Origin of the sequence: Vreelandella vilamensis, from assembly GCF_031451755.1 — a bacterium.
GTDB lineage: Bacteria > Pseudomonadota > Gammaproteobacteria > Pseudomonadales > Halomonadaceae > Vreelandella > Vreelandella vilamensis.
On record NZ_JARWAN010000012.1, the window covers coordinates 12645 to 32188 of the forward strand.

At 56.3% G+C, this 19544-nt stretch carries 16 protein-coding genes; 3 read left to right on the top strand and 13 right to left on the bottom strand.

All coding sequences use genetic code 11. The features are described from left to right. Positions 1-87: 87 nt before the first annotated feature. The 12 genes from QC823_RS08710 to QC823_RS08765 all read right to left on the bottom strand — a co-directional run bounded on the left by QC823_RS08710 (position 88) and on the right by QC823_RS08765 (position 15813). The gene (locus QC823_RS08710) at positions 88-1524 is read right to left on the bottom strand and encodes a mannose-1-phosphate guanylyltransferase/mannose-6-phosphate isomerase (RefSeq protein ID WP_309655956.1); all 1437 of its coding nucleotides are present in this window, start codon (positions 1522-1524) and stop codon (positions 88-90) included. A gap of 38 nt (positions 1525-1562) precedes the next feature. Then, the gene (locus QC823_RS08715) at positions 1563-2945 is read right to left on the bottom strand and encodes an undecaprenyl-phosphate glucose phosphotransferase (protein ID WP_309655957.1); all 1383 of its coding nucleotides are present in this window, start codon (positions 2943-2945) and stop codon (positions 1563-1565) included. Between the two features lie 6 nt (positions 2946-2951). Continuing rightward, entirely contained in the window at positions 2952-4418 is a 1467-nt protein-coding gene (locus tag QC823_RS08720; protein WP_309655958.1) for a TolC family outer membrane protein, read from the bottom strand. Beyond that, on the bottom strand, positions 4418-5845 hold the full coding sequence (locus tag QC823_RS08725; RefSeq protein ID WP_309655959.1) for an HlyD family type I secretion periplasmic adaptor subunit: 1428 nt from the start codon (positions 5843-5845) through the stop codon (positions 4418-4420). Before QC823_RS08725 ends, QC823_RS08720 begins: the two co-directional genes overlap by 1 nt. Continuing rightward, entirely contained in the window at positions 5845-7596 is a 1752-nt protein-coding gene (locus QC823_RS08730) for a type I secretion system permease/ATPase (RefSeq protein WP_309655960.1), read from the bottom strand. The genes QC823_RS08725 and QC823_RS08730 overlap by 1 nt, the downstream gene beginning before the upstream one ends. A gap of 167 nt (positions 7597-7763) precedes the next feature. Further along, positions 7764-8732 (bottom strand): ABC transporter substrate-binding protein, encoded by a 969-nt coding sequence (locus QC823_RS08735; protein WP_309655961.1) that lies wholly within the window; start codon positions 8730-8732, stop codon positions 7764-7766. A gap of 160 nt (positions 8733-8892) precedes the next feature. Further along, positions 8893-10158: a serine hydroxymethyltransferase gene (gene glyA, locus QC823_RS08740; RefSeq protein WP_309655962.1), complete on the bottom strand. Its 1266-nt coding sequence runs from the start codon at positions 10156-10158 to the stop codon at positions 8893-8895. 144 nt (positions 10159-10302) lie between these two features. Then, positions 10303-11724 carry a hypothetical protein gene (locus tag QC823_RS08745; protein WP_309655963.1) on the bottom strand — a complete coding sequence of 474 codons (1422 nt, stop codon included), beginning with the start codon at positions 11722-11724 and terminating at the stop codon, positions 10303-10305. 39 nt (positions 11725-11763) lie between these two features. Then, on the bottom strand, positions 11764-12144 hold the full coding sequence (locus QC823_RS08750; RefSeq protein WP_309655964.1) for a type II toxin-antitoxin system VapC family toxin: 381 nt from the start codon (positions 12142-12144) through the stop codon (positions 11764-11766). Then, the gene (locus QC823_RS08755; protein WP_309655965.1) at positions 12134-12358 is read right to left on the bottom strand and encodes a hypothetical protein; all 225 of its coding nucleotides are present in this window, start codon (positions 12356-12358) and stop codon (positions 12134-12136) included. Before QC823_RS08755 ends, QC823_RS08750 begins: the two co-directional genes overlap by 11 nt. Before the next feature lie 123 nt (positions 12359-12481). Beyond that, positions 12482-15064 carry an ABC transporter permease gene (locus QC823_RS08760; RefSeq protein ID WP_309655966.1) on the bottom strand — a complete coding sequence of 861 codons (2583 nt, stop codon included), beginning with the start codon at positions 15062-15064 and terminating at the stop codon, positions 12482-12484. Then, a complete protein-coding gene (locus QC823_RS08765; protein WP_309655967.1) occupies positions 15061-15813 on the bottom strand; it encodes an ABC transporter ATP-binding protein in 753 nt (250 codons plus the stop codon). The genes QC823_RS08760 and QC823_RS08765 overlap by 4 nt, the downstream gene beginning before the upstream one ends. A 97-nt stretch (positions 15814-15910) precedes the next feature. Between QC823_RS08765 and QC823_RS08770 the strand changes: the two genes are divergently transcribed. Further along, positions 15911-16531, top strand: coding sequence for an arylesterase (locus QC823_RS08770; protein WP_422823629.1), 621 nt, complete (start codon positions 15911-15913; stop codon positions 16529-16531). Here QC823_RS08770 and QC823_RS08775 read toward each other — a convergent pair. Continuing rightward, positions 16522-17412: a DMT family transporter gene (locus QC823_RS08775; protein WP_309655969.1), complete on the bottom strand. Its 891-nt coding sequence runs from the start codon at positions 17410-17412 to the stop codon at positions 16522-16524. The two genes, QC823_RS08770 and QC823_RS08775, sit on opposite strands and share 10 nt — an antisense overlap. A gap of 137 nt (positions 17413-17549) precedes the next feature. On the opposite strand from QC823_RS08775, the gene QC823_RS08780 reads away from it, so the two are divergent. Together QC823_RS08780 and QC823_RS08785 are read left to right on the top strand one after the other, a co-directional pair. Next, positions 17550-18863 (top strand): MFS transporter, encoded by a 1314-nt coding sequence (locus QC823_RS08780; protein ID WP_309655970.1) that lies wholly within the window; start codon positions 17550-17552, stop codon positions 18861-18863. A gap of 163 nt (positions 18864-19026) precedes the next feature. Then, entirely contained in the window at positions 19027-19464 is a 438-nt protein-coding gene (locus tag QC823_RS08785) for a PAS domain-containing protein (protein ID WP_309655971.1), read from the top strand. Positions 19465-19544 lie beyond the last annotated feature (80 nt).

Here is a 19544-nt window from a genome sequence, read left to right on the forward strand (position 1 = left end):
ATAGCTTAAAGCAAGCAGTGAATTAGCTCCAGCAGGTGACATTTTAGGCGTTCATCTTCAACACGACCTATGTATCAGCCATCATTACTACTTTCGCCCGTAGTCATCGCTGTAGCGCATGATATCATCTTCACCGAGATAAGAGCCGGTTTGCACTTCGATAAGCTTTAACGAGATAACGCCGGGGTTTTCCAGGCGGTGAACAGTGCCTAAGGGAATATAGGTCGACTCATCTTCTGATAGCAAAAAGCTACTCAGCTGCTCGGTATCACCATGCCCTTTACCTTGGGTGACTTTAGCAGTGCCTTGTACTACAACCCAATGTTCGGCCCGATGGTGATGCATCTGCAGCGAGAGCTTGGCCCCTGGTTTTACCACTATCTCTTTCACTTGAAAGCTATCCGACAACACCATGGTTTGATAGTAACCCCAAGGACGGTAAACACGCTGATGGGTTTGACTTTCACTACGCCCCGTGGCTTTGAGGGCGTTGACGATTTCTTTGATATCTTGCGCGCGACGCCGATCAGCGACCAGCACGGCATCTCCCGTCTCCACGACAATCATATTTTCAATACCAACAGTCGCTACCAGGCGCGACTCGCTACGGACTAGACTATTGCGTGTATCGTGCAACATCACATCGCCATGTACCGCATTCCCTGCCTCACCTTCATCCGCTTTCAGCTCATGCAACGCATCCCATGCACCGATATCACTCCAACCAGGGTCCATGGGTACTACAGCGGCGTTTTGAGTGTGCTCCATCACAGCATAATCAATCGACTCGCTGCGACATTCAGCAAACAGTGGTGCATCAATGCGAAGAAAGTCCATATCCTCGGTACCCGCTGCGTATGCTTTCTCACACACCAAAAGGATGTCGGGTGCAAATTCACGCAATGCGTCTAAATAAGCGGTAGCACCTAGGAGAAAGATACCGCTGTTCCAGAGATACTCACCGCTGGCCAGGTAAGCTTTTGCTTGCGACAGTGCTGGCTTTTCGGCAAAGGCGTCAACGGCAAATCCACTTTGCAAGCACTTTCCAAGCTTAATGTAGCCATAGCCAGTATGTGCCGTATTAGGTGTAATGCCAAAGGTAACAAGGTTGCCTGCGGTAACCAGTTGCCGCCCCGCTTCCACCGCCTGCATAAATGCCGTTTCATCTTCGATGACGTGATCAGCCGGCATGACCAATAACTCAGCACCAGGCTTTATCTGTTCAGCAGCCAAAGCGGCTAGCGCCAGTGCAGGCGCCGTGTTGCGCCCACAGGGCTCAAGCACAATACGCGCGTTTTCAAGACCTATTTGATGTAGCTGTTCGGCGACCAAAAACCGATGTATTTCGTTGCACACCACAATCGGCGCATGAGCATATTTAAGTGCTGTCACGCGCTTTGCGGCTTCTTGCAGCAGGCTTATGTCATCTTTATGAAGGTTGAGGAACTGCTTTGGGTAGCGCTCGCGCGATACGGGCCACAAGCGTGACCCTGAGCCGCCGGATAGAATGACGGGGATAATCACCTTAACTCCTCATATTGTTGACATAATTAAGTGTGTCGCTATGGTTGAGAGTTAACAAATCCGCGAGTTAACGTCATCACTAATATTTTGAAATCAAAACCAAGCGACCAGTTATCAATGTAATAGAGATCATATTCAACGCGCTTATGCATCAGCTTCACGTCTTGGGTGATACCGCGTAATCCGTTGACCTGCGCCCAACCCGTCATCCCAGGTTTGACGCGGTGGCGCTGCATATAGATATTGATATGGTCTTTATAGTGGTCGTTATGATCCATCGCATGTGGGCGTGGGCCAACGAGTGACATTCTGCCCTGTAGAACGTTATAAAGCTGAGGCAGCTCATCAAAGCTGGTACGACGCAAAAATAGGCCGAGTTTTGTCACACGCGGATCACCGCAGATGGCTTGCTTAATCTTAGCCCCCCCGCTCTCGTGAAGGCTCATGGTACGAAACTTGTAGATTCTAAAGCGTTTACCATCCAAACCATGGCGCTCTTGCTTAAACAACACGGGACTGCCCATTTTCCAGCGAATCGCCAGCGCGATCGATAGCATCACAGGCAAAAAAAGCACAAACAACAAAAACCCCAACAGGCGATCTTCCAGGTTTTTTACTACCCGCATCGAACCACTAAGCGGTGTGTAATTGAGCTCCAGTGAGTAAAGCCCTGCCACTTGGGTAATACGGTGATTAAGCAGGCGTATATCGGGCAATTCAGGGAAGTAACGCACGGTGGCGGGAACTGCAGCGAGCAGCGCCATGAGTTGGCGCACGCGGTCCCCCTCGGAAAGCGGGTACCCCAGCCAAACCTCGTCAAAGTCGCGCTGAAAAACGCTCTGCTGAGCAAGCTGCCTCACCTTGACCAGAAAGCGCTTATCGCCATCATCGATATAGTGTTCATACACCACGTAGCCAGCATGGGGCGCGTTGATCACATTGCTCTCTAGTAGTGCAAGATTCTCTGTGGGACCCATCAAAAGTATGCGTTTGATGTTGCGGCCCGACGCACGCATGTGGCGCAAGTAAAGGTAAAGACCTATTCGTGTGGCATTGCCTATAACAAAAACGATAGCTGCTACCGAGCCCATCCATACGCGTGAAAAGAGATGTACACTTTGAAGCAGTGTAAGGAGCAAGCTTAGCAACAAAATGGTCGCTACCCAGCTCAGGGTATAAACCCCTAACATGCTATAGAGGCTGCGACCACGCCACGGCTGGTAAAGACTTAACAACTCACCCATCGCGGGGAATAGCAAGCTACCGATTAGTATAAGAAAAAGGTAGTCGCTATTCGTGCTCTCCACATGGGGCATGAACCACAGTGCGACATAGGCACCAGCAAAGACAACAGCCGCATCCAAGCAGCGCATGGCACGGCGCTGCCAGTCACTGCTTTGCTGGACTTTGTCTGCTGCCACAGGCTGCTATTCCATAGCCGTTGGCACATTAACGTTCGCCGTCATCGAGGCGAGCAGCTGCATGGTGTCGGCGAGGTCATCGCTTTCCAAATCGCCGACGGCGGACTGCAGCGCGAGCCGGTCGAGGGCGTAATTACCCAGCGTATCAACGTACTTAATGCGTTGATCGTAAAGGCTGGCGCGGGCATCAAGCACGTCGACCATGTCACGCAGGCCAAACTGTTCGCCGCGCTCGGCGGCATCTAAGAAAAGCTGGCTGGACTCAATGGCTTGCTTTAACGCTTCTAAACGGCGGATGCCGCCGTTAAGTGAGCGCAGCCGTGTGCGGACTTCTTGCACGGCGAGATTGCGCTCATTATCCACGGCGGCCTGACCGGCTTTGATGCGCGCTTCCCCCTGGCGGACACTGGCGTTGGTGTAGCCACCGCGGTAGATCGGCACGCTCATTTCAACCGTCGCCGTGTAGTCTTCACTGCTGCGCAGCTGATCGTCACTTTCGCGGTCTGAGTAGCTTAGGTTGAGGTTAAGCTCGGGGTAGTAGCCCGCTCGGCGGGTGCTGGTGTCGGCTTCGGTGGCGTTTTGCTCTTCACGCGCGAGTTGCACATTGAGGTTCTGCCCGGTGCGTTCAATCCACGTTGCTGGCTTACCCCATTCGCGTTGCAGTGCTACTTCGGCAAGCTCGCCTACCGCAAGCCCTCGCATATCAGGGCGCGTGCCGGTTAAGCGCTCAAGCTCGCTTAGGGCGTTATCTAGCTCGTTCTCGGCTTCGACGGCATCGGCAATGGCTTGGTCAAGGCGCGACTGCGCTTCAAGCAGGTCAACGCGATTACCAACACCCAGGTCATAGGCGCGGCTGGCTTGACGTACTTGTAGTTCCAGCGATTCTTCCTGCGAGGTCAAAAGCCCCAATCGCTGCGAGGCTAAATAGGCTTTCACATAGGCTTCGCTAACGCTTAGGGCGAGGTCGCGCTCGACGACGGCAAGTTGAATTTCAGCGGCGCTGATTTGCGCATCGGCCACGCTAAGTTTACGCCAACGCTCTAGGCTAAACAGCGGCTGCTGCAGCTGCAGGCGCCAGTAATGCTCATCGAACTCACCGGGGCGCTGAGCGGGCTGATCGAGCCCGAAGTCGTCGGGTTCGGTTTGCACGTTGGTGGAATCTTGCCAGAGGTACCCACCACTGGCGCTAATTTGGGGCAACAACTGTGAGCGCGCGAGCGGGCGCTCTTCACGAGTGGCTTCTAGCTCGTAGCGCTGGCGCGATAGCTTGGCGTCATTGTCCAATGCACGGGCAAAAAGGCCGGGCAGCGAAGGCAACTGTGTTTTTGCAACACCGGCGTCACCCAGCGACTCAAACTCGGCCATGGCGTCATCACCGGCAGGCACGTCGTCTTGCGCGTAAAGCGGTGATGACATGGCCATGGCCAGTGCCAGAGGAACAAGGCGAAAACAGGCGCGTGTCGTGCGTTGCATCAGTCCTCCCGGATGGCGCGTGCCAGCATGTCGGTGATCGGTTTGGCGATGTAGCTCGCAAAAGTACGCTCGCCGGTACGGATCATCACTTCAGCGGGCATGCCAGAGAGCAGCTGCATTTGCTCGGTCATTTTCTCACGCCCTTTTTCGGTCACCCGCACGCGGGCACGATAGTACTGCTCGCCCGTGGCTTCATCTTCGAAGCTGTCGGCGCTAACGTGGATCACCTCACCGTCGATCACATCGGTCAAGCGCTGGTTGAAAGCGCTAAAGCGGATCTCGGCAGGTTGGCCCACAAAGATATTATCGATATCGCGGGTGGGAATGCGCGCGGCGACCACAAAACCGTCATTGGAGGGCACGATATCCATGATCTTGTCACCACCGCGAATCACCGCGCCTTCGGTGTGTACTTCAAGCCCTACCACGGTGCCCGACACCGGTGCTTTGATCACGGTACGCTCGACCTGATCACTCAGCGAGACAATTCGCTCTTCTGCCTCGGCAATTTGCGATTGCGCTTGACGCAGCTGCTCGCCGACTTCTTTCTGGAATTCTTGCTGCTGAATTTCGCGCTCCAGGCGGTTTTCACTGATTTGCGATTTCAGCTGTGCGATGTTGGAGCGGTACTCTGCGCTGCTGCCTTCAAGCTGCAAAATCTGGCGTTCAAGCTCACGCAGGCGCTGGTTATCCCCCAACCCTTCTTGAAATAACGAGCGAAAATCCTCGGCTTCACTGCGCATGGAGGCAATACGGCGCTGATTAACGCTAATACGCTCTTCGAGGCCATCGATCTGTTCGCGCATCTGTACAATTTGCTCGTCCAGCGCTTCGAGCGTGCTCTTCAGCGATTGCTTTCGCGCGACAAAGAGGCTCTGCTGCACGGCAAGTATCTGCTGAACGCGGGGGTTATCCACGTCTTGCAGGTCTTCAGGGACGGTCATCATCTCGGCGCCTTCTTGCTCAGCCAGCAAGCGGGCTTCCATCGCGCGGTTGATCAGGTACTGTGAGCGAGCGATTTCTAACTGCGAACTCGCTTGGGTGTCGCTTAACACCATCAATGTGTCGCCGGCCCCGACTTTGTCACCGTCTTCTACGTGTAGCGCTTCTACGATGCCGCCTTCTAGGTGCTGCACCGTGCGCTTGAATGACTCAATAGACACACTACCCGGTGCTACCACGGCAATGGCAAGCGATGCTGTGGCCGCCCAGGTGCCAAAGCCACCAAACGCCACGAGTAAAATGGCAAACCCCAGTTTACGGTAGCCTTTGTCGCTGGTTGGCAGCTTCTCTTGCGCCTCGCCTTCAAAGGTGGCGGGGCCTTTGGGCGTCACGTCAATTTCCGATGTCGCGGGGACGTTACGCGTGTTTTCGGGACTGTTATTGGAACTGTTATTGGAACTGCTATTGGGACGATCGTCGCTCATTACGAGTTCTCCTCACCGCGACCGCCAGGGATGGCCGATAGGCGCGCGGTGTTTTGGCTGACTTGCGCGCGCGGCTTCTTGGCAAACTGAGCAAGCACTTCGTCACGCGGGCCGAACATGCTGACTTGACCTTCTTTCATCACCAACAATTTATCCATGTTTTTCAGCACGCTGGTACGGTGGCTGATCACAAAGAGCGTGGTGCCTTCCGCTTTTAGCTGCACAATGGATTGTGCCAAGGCGCGCTCACCGGCGTCATCCAGATTAGCGTTAGGTTCATCCAACACAACGAACACGGGATTGCCGTATAGCGCACGGGCGAGCCCCACACGCTGGCGCTGACCGCCTGAAAGCGCGCCGCTAGTTGAGGAAATCACCGTGTCGTAGCCATTGGGCAGCTCTAGAATCATTTCGTGCATGCCGGCTTTTTTCGCGGCGATGACGACTTTCTCGGGGTCGACATCGCCAAAACGGGCAATATTCTCGCTGACGGTGCCGTCAAAAAGTTCGATATCTTGGGGCAAATAGCCAATGTAAGGGCCGATTTCGTCGCGGTTGTATTGGGTAATCACCCCGCCATCCAGGCGTACCTCGCCCACTTGTGAGGGCCAAATACCCAACAGCACACGCGCTAGCGTGGATTTCCCCGCCGCACTTGGGCCAATGATGCCAATGTGCTCGCCTTTCTCTACCGAGAAATTAATCCCCCGAATGGTTGCCATACGCGAGCCGGGAGGCGCTGCAGCCACGCCCTCAACGCTGATATTGCCTTGCGGTGCAGGCAGCGGCATGCGCTCTTGCTCTGCCGGGATCTGCGTCAACAGCTCATTTAAGCGGTCATAGGCGCCACGGGCGTTGACGAAGCCTTTCCAGCCGCCAATCATCTGGTCAATCGGGGCGAGCGCACGCCCCATGATGATAGAACCAGCAATCATCATGCCTGGCGTCATGTCGCCTCGTAGCACCAAGAACGCCCCTAGGCCCAAAATCATCGACTGGAACAACAAGCGCAGCACTTTAGAAGTATTTGTCAGGGCGCCGGCGCGGTCGCTGGCTTGCGACTGCTTAGAGAGAAACTCATGGTGACGTTTAGACCAACGGCCCATAATGCCGGGCAGCATGCCCATCGCATGAAGCACTTCGGCATTGCGCAAATTGGAGTTCGCCAAGTTCTGCGCTTGAATGTGCTCGCTATTGGCTTCAGCTAGCAGGTTTTTGGTCGCTTTTTCGTTAGCAATGGCGAGCACAAGCAAAATAATGCCGGCGCACGTGGCAAAAATGCCCAACCAAGGGTGGAAGAGAAACAGCACGCCAAGATACACCGGCACCCAAGGAGCATCGAAAAAAGCAAACAAGCCATTACCGGTCAAAAACTGGCGTAGGCTGGTAAGGTCGTTCAATGGTTGCGCACTTTGCCCGCCTTGCGCGACCAAACTACGGCGAAACATCGCGCTGTAAAGGCGCTCATTAATCGTGGTATCGAGCTTGTTGCCCACCCGTACCAGCATGCGCGAGCGCACCAATTCCAAGCCGCCCATCACGGCAAAAAGAAACACTACTAGAAGCGTTAACATGATAAGCGTATCAACGCTTTGGGTACTAAGAACGCGGTCATATACCTGGAGCATGTACATAGGCGGTACGAGCATCAGCAGGTTGACGAACATGCTGAAAAAGCCCACTGATACAAATGAGCCTTTACAGGTTTTCAACGCGCGTTGCAGATCCGTTGCTTCCTGTTGCTTTGCCATGAAGGGTTCACCGTTGAATCGAAAAAACGTCAAGCGAGGGAATTTATTCGCGGAAGCATAACAGAAACGCCCCTACAAGTGGTAGGGGCGTTTCTATAAGAGGCTATCGCCGTTGCGTGTGAAACGAGCACTACACTACGAGTGCTAAACTACGAGTACTACATTGCTCATTCGGCGCTTAGTTCAAGCTCCTGCTCTACGGCTTCCCAGGCAGGCTCGCCATCACGCGTGGTCACACCGTCTAAAAAAGCTTGCACTTGCTCGGTGTTATCGCGCATCCAGTCAAGGGCAACGGCTTCCGGCTCGCGCTCTTCGTAACTAAAGCCGTAAATCATCGCGCTTTGATCATCAGCGGTGAAGATGATTTGGTCTAGCAGGCGCGTGGCATTCGGGTTGGACTCCGCAAAGTCGCTGGTCACAAGGGTTTTGACATCGCTTGCGCCGCCGCCTTCACCCCAGAGGTTTTCGGGGTCATCCAAGTACTGAATGTCATATTCAATGTTCATCCAGTGCGGTGTCCAGCCGGAAAACACCACCCACTCGCCGCGGTTCATCTCATCGGCAGCGGCGCTTAGCATACCGGGCGTGGAGGTTTCCGACAGGCGCCAATCGCTTAAGCCGTAAACATTGTTATCGGCGGCCGTATTGAGTAGATCGCTCATGCCGGAGCCGACTTCGATCGAGTAAATAGTGCGGTTAACGCGCTCGGCAAATTCCTCGTTGGCGAACTGCTCAGCCGAGGTAAATCCTGCTTCATAAGCGTAGGTGGGTACGGCAAAGCCTAAGCGTGCGCCATCAACATTATTGCCTAAATCGACAATCGTACCGCGCTCCATGGCGGTTTCGTACATGCCGTTCTGCGCGGGCAGCCACGCGGCCATGAAGACGTCGATCTCACCTTGATTCATGGCCTCATAGGTAATGGTGGAGCCAAGCTCCTGCTGACGAACCTCGTAACCCAGCGCTTCCAATAGCTGAGCCGTCAACGCTGTTTTTACCGTCACCCCGGGCCACGCCGGTACCGCAAAACGCACGGACTCGGCATCGTCCTGAGCAAAAGCCGGCGCGCTCAGAAGCGCGGATGAGAAAAGCACACTGCTTAATGCAGCGGTATTAAACCAACGCGAGCAAGTCATAGGAGTTTCCTCTATTGCCTAAAGACCCTGTGAGGTTACATCGCTTTGGTGAGAGTGGCTAGTTCATGACCCAACCCTCTTAAACACCAAGGGCGCCTTACGGCGCCCTATTTGCGCAACAAATTGCGCTCCTACCAAGCTTTCGTGGGGTTATTTCCGCTTACTTATACACCGGAAAACGTACACAGACTTCAGCTGCTTTGCCCTTCACTTCCGCCTCAATGGCGCTGGTGTCTTCACCGCTGGCGAGCACATCAAGGATGTCGCAGATCCAGCCCGCTAGGTGAGCGCATTCTTCTTCGCCAAACCCACGCGTGGTCACTGCGGGCGTACCAATACGCAAGCCGGAGGTGACGAATGGGCTTTGCGGGTCGTTGGGTACGGCGTTTTTGTTCACCGTGATATGCGCGCGGCCAAGGGCGGCGTCGGCGTCTTTACCGGTCACGCCCTGCTTGATCAGCGAAAGTAGGAAGAGGTGATCTTCGGTGCCGCCGGAGACGATATCGTAGCCGCGATCCATAAACACCTTGGCCATGGCCTGGGCATTTTTGACCACTTGCTGCTGATAGGTTTTAAACCCCGGCTCCATGGCTTCTTTAAAGCAGATGGCCTTGGCGGCGATGACGTGCATCAACGGGCCACCCTGGCCGCCGGGGAAAACGGCGGACTGCAGCTTTTTCTCGATGTCCGCATTGCCTTCGGCAGAAAGAATCACGCCGCTACGCGGGCCGCGCAGGGTTTTGTGGGTGGTAGAGGTGACCACGTGAGCGTGGGGCAACGGCGTTGGGTAAACACCGGCCGCGACTAAGCCGGAGACATGAGCCATGTCGACCAGCAAGTAAGCGCCCACTTCATCGGCAATCTCACGGAACTTGGCCCAATCCACTATTTGCGAGTAAGCCGAGAAGCCGGCAATGATCATCTTCGGCTGGTGCTCGCGGGCAAGCTCGGCGACTTGATCGTAATCGATAAAGCCTTGTTCGTTTAAGCCGTACTGCACGGCGTTGTAGTGCTTACCGGAGAAGTTGGGCTTGGCGCCGTGGGTTAAGTGGCCACCGGCGTCGAGGCTCATGCCAAGGATGGTATCGCCCGGCTTGACCAGCGCTTGGAACACGGCGCTATTGGCCTGGGAACCAGAGTGCGGTTGCACGTTGGCGTAAGTGGCGCCGAACAGCTCTTTGGCGTACTCAATGGCAAGATTTTCGGCGATATCGACGAACTCGCAGCCGCCGTAATAGCGCTTACCGGGGTAGCCCTCGGCGTATTTATTGGTCAGCTGGCTGCCTTGGGCTTCCAGTACGCGCGGGCTGGCGTAGTTTTCGGACGCGATCAGCTCGATGTGGGCTTCTTGGCGCTCCACTTCTTTCTGCATGGCGTCAAACAGCACATCATCGAATCCGGCAATTGTCATGTCGCGGCTGAACATCGGCGGTGAACCTCGTAGCGAAGGGGCGATCTAGGAAAAATAAGTACACCATGATAACGCAGCCCACGACGGGTTTCATCGCATCTTGATCAGGATCGTGATGAATGGGGTTCATAAAGGTAATTCGCCCGATAAATCGGTCTCCTACAGTCGGCTTTCTAGCAATTGGTTAACGCCGTCGAGCACAGCAAGCCGGGCGCAGCGTTTTTGGTCAGTGTTGACCAAGTGCCAGGGGGCGCCGGGGGTGTGGGTATGCGCCAGCATGTCGTTGATGGCACGTTGGTATTCGCCCCAGCGCTTGCGGTTGCGCCAGTCTTCATCGGTGAGTTTGTGCTGTTTATGCGGCGTATTCGCGCGGGCTTTAAAACGTTTTAGCTGCTCCTCTTTACTGATCGCCAGGAAGAATTTGCCCACCACTGCCCCGTGCGTTAATAACTGCGCTTCAAAGTGGTTGATTTCACGGTAGGCGCGTTGCCAGTCTTGTGCCTCGGCGAAGCCTTCCACGCGCTCAACCAGTACACGCCCGTACCAGGTGCGGTCGAAAATCGCCACCCGGCCATCCTGTGGCAGCCGACGCCAAAAGCGCCAAAGCCAAGGCTGCAGGCGCTCCTCATCGCTGGGGGCCGCAATGCTGTGAACGCGGTAAAAACGCGCATCCAGCGCAGAAGTCACCCGGTGGATACTGCCCCCCTTGCCGGCGGCGTCGTGGCCTTCAAACGCCAACACCACCGGAATGCCGCGCTCTAGGCAGCGGCGATGGTTATAGGCCAGGCGCGCTTGCGCGGCGGTAAGCGCTTCCAGGTAGTCACTTTTCGCGGGTTTCTTATCATCATGTTTCGAACGGTGAAGCGAAGGAGTATCCGTTTGCGCGCGGTTGAGTTCGGGCTGGGCTGGAAGCGTCGATGGCTGCGTCAGCGCCTTTTGCAATAGCTCCGTGATATCGCGCAGTTGCTGATCCAGCGACTCGCTGATAAGACAGTGCCAAGGCGCGTGTGGCGCATGGGTGGCCTCGCGTAAGGGTGTGGCATGATGATCAATCGTTTCATGCTGTGCGTGGCGCTGCCAATGTCGCTCGTTAATTTGCCACGCCTGGGCGGGGTCTGCCTTCATCTCGTGCAGGCGCTTGGCCTGCTGTGCGGCGTCGATATCCAGCCAGACCTTAATCACCACGACCCCGTCATGGGCAAGCGTGGCCTCAAACGCGTTAATCTCGTTTAAACGATCCTCAAACGCGCCGGCCTGAATCCGATGCTCGGCGCGGGCGAACAACGCATCGCCGTACCAGCCATGCACGAAAATCCCCACACGCCCCCGCGCCGGCACGCGCCGCCAGTAGCGCCACCAATAAGGACGCAGACGGTCTTCTTCGCTCGGCGCCAGCGCATGCACTTCCGTTTGGCGGTTTTCCAACCAGTGGTTAAGCTGGTTCACCAGCAAACTTTTGTACGTCGCCGCGTGCCCGGCCAACACCAGTACCACGGCTTTATCCTGACGCTTGGCCATCGCCAACTGTGCTTTTAGCAGCGCATAACGGCGGGCTTTTTCCTCATGATCGGTCATCGGCATCCTTTCTCTTTATAGGTAATTTTTTTGGGTAACTTAGCGTTATGTAGATGTCGTGCTGGCGACTAGTTCATCTAGCGATATGGAAGGACCAATGTGGCGGTCTGCAAGTTTCTGATCATCCGTCACCAATACCAAACCGCCGCCTAACGCAGTGGCTGAAATAATGCTGTCAGGAAGTTTTAGGGACGATGTTCTGCGGATTTTGATGGCTGTGCTTTGAATTGACCTTTCTAGCTGTATCACTGTTAACTTCTCAAGCAATGTTCTTAACTTGGCTTCATCCTCACGGGTTAAAGAAGGCCATGATAATAGCTCCATTTCCGTAATCACTGAGACCGCATAGCCGTTAGCAGGCAACTTAAGCTTTTGGTTAAGCGCATAAATAATGGCATTAGTATCAAGTAGATAACTACCACTCATCACGCATTTTCCTTTGCACTTCAACGCCATCATGGTGCTTAAATGCATCTATTTCAGTACTGCTGAAATCTAACGGTGAGCCAGATGATGGCGAAATAGCGCTGTCTTTCACCATCACCACAATATGGGCGTGATGGTTTTGCAGTTCGCTGTACTCGGGTGGAATCTTCACCACTCCGTTTTTGATATCGGCTTCGAACTCAATCGCGTACATGCACGTCTCCCGTAAACGGCTACAAAACTATTTTTTGACCCAAGCGCTAAACGTCGCCCTCAATAATAGTTACACATTCCTTGGTGTCCAAATAGCGTGCCATTTCCCCAGCTTAGTTTTAGCTTAAGCTTCCCCCAAAAGCCCCAAACTTGCGGCGGGGGCTTGGCGGCGCAAGCTGTGGGATAGCGCGTGGCCAATGACCCCAATCAATAGCGCGCCCCCGAGCGGTAGCATGACCCAGAGCCCAAGGTGCAGCCGTGGTGCGAGATCCAGCAAGGTAACGTAGAGCACGCCGGTAGCAATTTCCGCTAGCGCCGCGCCCATCAGCCCGCTGGCAAAGCCAAGCAGCGCATACTCCGCACCTTGGATACGCGAGATCATGCGGTTACCGGCGCCAAACACGCGCAGTAACCCGCTCTCGTGAGCACGTACCGGGCGGCTGGCGGTCAGCGCGGCGTAGAGCACGCTGATGCCGGCAAGCAGCACCAATACGAGAATCAACTCCACGGCCCGCGTTACCTGGGTAAGCACATCGCGCACCTGGCCGAGGATGGCGTCCACGTTGAGTAGCGTCACCCCGGGGAAATCCTGCACCAGTTCGCGCGTTAGCCCTTGCGCGCCGTCAGGCAGATAAAACGCGGTGATGTAGCTGTGGGCGAACGATTCCAGCACGCCGGGCGGGAAGATGACAAAGAAATTGGGCTTGAAGCTGTCCCAATTTAGGCTACGCAGGCTGGTAATTTGGGTGGTAATAGCGTCGTTACCGATACTAAAGGTCAGCGAATCACCCAGCGTTAGCCCCAAGCGATTGGCCAAGCCGTCTTCCATCGAGATCGGCACCGGCGAGGCCTGCGGTGTGGCGTCTACCGCGCTCATCCAATCGCTCGCCTCGCGAACAGCGTCGGTGCCGGTCTTAAACCACTCCCCGGCGACCACCTCATTGCCTTCGGGCACCTCGGCCTGCCAGGTGAGATTGAGTTCGCGACGCAGAGAGTTATCGCCGCGCGCGTCAGCCGAAACCGCCTCACGAGGCTCAACACCGTTAATCGCGGTAATACGACCGCGCACCATGGGGTAAAGCGTACTTTTCTCCTCGACATGCGGGTCGACGGCGGCTTCGAACGGGTCGCGCTCATCGGGCTGAATATTAATGGCGAAGTAGTTGGGGGTGTTTTCCGGCAGCTGCGCCTCCCAAGCAGTGAGCAGATCGCCGCGCACCAAGACCATCATTGCCATGGCGAAAAATGTCACCGAGAACGCCAGCAACTGCCCCAGCCCTGCCTGGCGACGGCGCGCCAGCTGGCGCCCGCCCAAACGCAGCGCCTGCGACCACTCGCCGCGCCCGCTCAAGCTCTGCACGATCAGCAGCACGCCGTTTAACAACAGCGTGCTAAGGCCCCAAAGCACGGCGAGCAAGACGGTGCCGCCAACCAGTAACGCCAGCGCCAGCGCCAGGCTTCCCGAGTAGAGCCATAACAACCCACCGAACACCAGCGCCGCCACGCCAACCACCAACCAAGCGGCAGGTGGCATTGGGTCGAGCTCACGACGCAACACTTTTAATGCGCTCACGCGTTTAATGCGCAGCAGCGTTGGCCCGGCAAACCCGACTAACACCGCCAATGCCGTGAAGATGCCTAAGAAAAGCGGCATCACCCCAGGCGGGGGGAGCGTCATGGGCAGAAAATTCACCAACAGTGCCAACAGCGCCGCCTGCCCAACTAAACCCAATAGCGCACCAATCAGCGCTGCCACCAACGCTAAGCCTAAAAGCTGCAAAGCAAAAATTTTCACTAACTGGTACTGGCTAGCACCAAAGCAGCGCAAAAGCGCAGCAGTATCCAAATGACGCTCGACGTAGCGCCGGGTGGACATTGCTACCGCGACGCCAGCGAGCAGCACCGCGGCAAGCCCCGCGATGCCCAGGTAGCTTTCCGCGCGTTCCAAGGCGTTACCTAGCTGCGGGCGGTCTTGGCGAATATCGCGCACCTCCACGCCGCGCTGGCGTAATTCCGCCAGTAGCGGTTCCACGCGCTCCAGCGCCTCAGGCGGGCCGGCGGCGAGAATTTCAAACTCCACCCGCGAGCCCTCTTGCACCAGGCCCGTGGCGTCCAAATCATCGAGGTGCATCATCAAGCGCGGGTTAAAGCTGCCAAAGCCAGCGGATTGGTCTGCCTCGCGCTCAATAAAGCCACTGACGCTAAGCTCGGTTTGGCCAACCTGAATGCGATCGCCAATCTCAAGATCGATCAGCTGAGCCAAGCGCGGGTCGGCCCAAGCTTCCCCGCGTGGCGGGCCGGAAGCGAGCTCCTCGCTGCCATTGCCGCGCGCCACCCGCGAGACACCATAGTGCGGATAGACATCATCCACCGCTTTAACACTGGCGGGCTGAAACCGCTCGCCACGGCTGATCATCGACACCAGATCCACCTGATCGCTCAGGGTAAAGCCGGCCTCTTCAAGTTCTTGGCGCAATTCCGGCGCGAAGGGGTCGCGCTGTTCCAGCACCACATCGCCGCCGAGCAATTGGCTGGCCTGACGCTCGAGCCCGCGCTCTAAGCGATCCAAAAAAAACGCGATCATGGTGGAGGCCGCCACGGCCAACACCAACGCGACGAAAAGCGCCCGCACGTCAGCCGCGCGTAAATCGCGCTTCAAGCTACGCCAGGCAAGGCGAGCATTGTGGTAATGCGCGTGCTGGCTCATGCGCCCTCCCCTAACGACTCAGGTGAAAACGGGACTAAACGGCCGCTTTCCAGCCGCAGGCAGCGGTTACAGCGCCGCGCCAGCGCGTGATCGTGGGTGACCAGTATCAGCGTGGTGCCTGCCTCTTGGTTAAGCGAAAACAGCAGATCAATGACCTGCGCGCCGGTGTCAGGATCAAGATTGCCGGTGGGTTCATCGGCAAATACCAATTCGGGGTCGGCGACAAAGGCGCGCGCAATGGCGACGCGCTGCTGCTCACCCCCGGAAAGCTGCTTGGGCAAGTGGGAGGTGCGCTCGCCCAGCCCCACGCGGGCGAGCCAATCTTGCGCGGTTCGGGATTCCCCCGCCCGCGGGGAAAGCTCAAGCGGTAAGAGCACGTTTTCCAGCGCGGAGAGCGTGGGCAAAAGCTGAAAGTTTTGGAACACAAAGCCGACGCGCCCGGCCCTAAGCGCGGCGCGGCCATCTTCATCCAAGCGGCTGAGCCGCTTACCAAACAGCGTAAGCTCGCCGTCGGTCGGGGTATCGAGCCCCGCGAGCAGGCCTAGCAGCGTCGATTTCCCCGACCCGCTTTTGCCCAAAATGGCCACGCTCTCCCCTGCCGCTACGTCGAGCGAAAGCTCGTGTAAGATGGTAAGGGAACGCTCGCCGCTCGTGACACTCTTACACAGCGACTGCGCCTTGAGCACACTGGGCGCGGCAGTTGCATTGGCGCGGGAAGCAGAGACGGATGAAGAAGAGGAGTCGGACATGAAGCAAAGCATCCCTGTAAGTTGGTATAAATTAGGTTGGCGTGGCGCAATTCAGCACGTTTATCAATGGCTGGTACACAAAATGGGTTGGCTGTTGATGATCATCGCGCTCACCCTGCCAAGTGCGCTTAGTGCTGATGAGCGCCCTACCATTTTGGTCATGGGGGACAGCCTGAGCGCTGCTTATAACATTGAGCGAGAAGCCGGCTGGGTCTCGCTATTGGAAGCGCGTTTAGGCGATGAGGCCAACGTCATCAATGCCAGCATCAGCGGTGAAACCACCAGCGGCGGCGCTCAGCGCTTCCCGAACCTGCTCAGACAACACAACCCCTCGCTGGTTCTTCTTGAGCTCGGCGGCAACGATGGCTTGCGTGGCCTTTCGCCGCAGCAGATGCAAGCTAACCTCGCCCAGATGATTGAACAGAGCCAGGCGGCCGACGCCAAGGTGTTGCTGCTGGGGATCGATATCCCACCCAATTATGGCCAAGCCTACCGCGACGCCTTCAAGGGCGTTTTCACCCAGCTTGCCGATCATTACGACGTGCCCTTGGTTCCCTTTTTACTTGAAGGCGTGGCCCTTGACGATGATTTAATGCAGAACGACGACATTCACCCCACCGCCGAAGCACAACCGGTCATTCTGGAAAACGTCTGGCCCGCGCTGACTCCGCTATTAAAAGCCCAAGGCAATGAGATTGCTCAAACCGTTCAAGAGTGAACCGATGGTGATGGGCTTTTTTGGCGCTGCTGCACGCCAAGCCCCGCGAGAATGAGCACCAAGCCGATAAGCGTCGACGGTAAAATCGGCTCACCGACGATTACGTGCAAAAGCAAAAGCGAAATCGGCGGCGAAAGAAAGATCAAGTTCGACACCTTGGCCGTGCGCGAGACCTTATGCACCGCCAACTGCCAAAGAATAAACGCTATCCCCATTTCAAACAGCCCCACGTAAACGCCCGCGCCCAAGGCGGGCCAACCGTGCCAGTTCATCCCTGGCCCCAAGAGCAGTAACAGCGTCAGCACCGGCACGCCCACACTAAAATTCTGCCACTGCCCCACCAGCGGCTCGCGTTTATCTTTGGCGTTGAGTAGCCAGTAAAGCGCCCACAGAAGCGTTGAGGCGAGTGCAAACACGACCCCTAGCGGGTCAGCAAAAGCCACGTCAAACACCGCCCCACGCGTGGCGATCACCCATACCCCCGCGTAGGCGATTAGCCCGGCGACAATATCCAGGCGGGTTAAGCGCTGACCGAGAATGGGGACCGCTAAAAACGCCATCGCCAGTGCCCAGGTGTAATTGAGCGCCATGGCCTCTTGACCCGGGAGGCGGTCATAGGCGGCAAACAGCACAAGGTAATAAGCCACCGGATTCATCAACCCGGCCCAAGCGGCAGTGCGCCAGCCTTGGTTGAGCGCCTGCGTTAAATGGCCGCGCTTGATCACCAGTGCCCCCATCAACCCCCAAGAGACCAATGAGGCGAGCCACATCAACTCAAGCGGGCTCATCCAGTTAAGCGCGACTTTGAAGGCCGTTGCGACTGTCGACCACAGCGCCACGGCACCCAGTCCAAAAAGAATGGCGTGTTGATCTTGTGTCATAACGATATAGGCTTAAAACGTGACATTCGAGCACTCCTTGGCAACACTAAGGCTTAACAACACCAGAGCTTAGCAACACTAGGGCTTGCCCTACTGGATTCAGCAATGCGCCACAACATATCAGTCACGGAGGTGTAATGGCAGCGCCGGAGATTTCCCAAACCCAGGTTTATGAGTGGCTCACCGGGGATGAAAACACCCGCATGTGCGACGACATTCCCGAGAGCGCCTGCGAGGATCAGCCACAAAATTTTATGCGCCACCTGTGGGCATCACTAGGCAACAAGCTCGCCGATGAGCTTTCCAGTGCCCGCTTAGTGCTGCCGTGGCTGATGGGAGTTATCGGCGCGCCGGTGTGGATGGTGGGGTTGTTGGTGCCGATTCGTGAATCCGGCGCGCTGCTGCCGCAGATTTTTGTTGCCGGGTTTATCCGCCTGAAACCCAAACGCAAAGGGGTGTGGGTGGCAGGGGGTATCCTCCAAGCGCTGGCGGCCCTGGCACTAGCGGCGCTGGCGCTAATGGGTAGCGGTGCACCCGGCGGCGCCTTGGTGCTCGCTGCGCTGGTGTGCTTGTCACTGGCACGGGGGCTGTCATCGATTGCCACCAAAGATGTGATGGGCAAAACCATCGCCAAAAAACGTCGCGGGACGCTGATGGGATGGAGCGGCAGCGTCGCCGGTGGCGCCACGTTGCTTGCCGGTGCGGTGCTGATGCTGTTCAACGACCGACCGGGCGAGTTGGCGTTGGCCATACTCCTAAGCGTTGCCGCGGCGGGCTGGGCGCTTAATGCCTTTTGTGCCTCGCGTATTAGCGAAACCGACGGTGCGGTGGAAGGTGGCGAAAACGCCTGGGACAGCGTCAAGCTAGGGGTCTCGCTGTTAAAAGAAGACCGCACCTTTTTACACTTTAACGTCGCCCGGGCGCTTTTACTCTCAAGCGCCTTAGCTCTGCCCTATATCGCCCTACTCGGCCAACAACAAAGCGGCGCCGAACTCGGCGGCTTAGGCTTTTTGGTGATTGTTTCCGGCCTTGCTGCCATGGTGGCAAGCCCTGTATGGGGCAAACGTGCTGATGCCTCCAGCCGCCGGGTCATGAGGGATGCGGCGGTAGGCACTGCCGTGTGTTGCCTACTGGGCGCGCTACTCGCGTGGCTACCGGGTACCTGGACCCAGCAAATCTGGCCCTATGCACTGGTTTACGGGCTTTTAGTGATTATTCACCATGGCGTGCGCTTAGGGCGTAAAACCTATCTGATGGACATGGCCACCCAGGATAATCGCGCGCTTTATGTCGCGCTTTCCAACACGCTGACCGGTGTTTTAATGCTGGTGGTCGGTGGCGTATTCGGGGCCTTCGCCCAATGGTTAGGCAGCTCAGCATTACTGATCGTGCTTGCGGTGACGGCGCTCGGCGCTATGCTAAGCGCACAGCAACTGCCTGAGGTAGAGTGACGCTGCGCTAAAAGCCGTTCAACACGATGATTGCAAAGCGTGGCCGGGCTCGCCAAGATGTAGGGTAAGACGCTCAAAGATAACGCAAACAGAAATGCCGCTTGGCCATGGCAAATGATTCATGGCCATCGGAAAGGACTGGAGCTGCAACAGGAACCCTTTAATGAAACGATCTCCCTTGATCAGCCCGGAATTGCTAGAACGTATTGTTGATGCTTCCGAAGATGGCATTGTGGTTGCCGAGCAGGAAGGCGATGAGAATATTCTTATTTACGTCAACAAAGGGTTTGAACGCTTAACCGGTTACAGCGCCGATGAAATTCTCTATCGCGATTGTCGCTTTTTACAAAACGACGACCGTGACCAGGATGCCCTTCAGGCAATTCGTGAGGCGCTTAAAGAGGGTCGCCCCTCGCGCGAGGTGCTGCGCAACTACCGTAAAGACGGCACGATGTTTTGGAACGAGCTTTCCATCACCCCGGTGTACGATGAATCCGACCACCTGATGTACTACATCGGCGTGCAAAAAGATGTCACCGAACGGGTAGAAGCCTTGCAAGCACTGGAAAAGCTGCAACAACAGCAGAAAAGCGGCGACTAAAAAATACCATTAAAGCTTGAACGTTCGCCTTACTAGCGCTATATAGCGGCTATGCGCTGATGCGCTAGGCATTTCATACG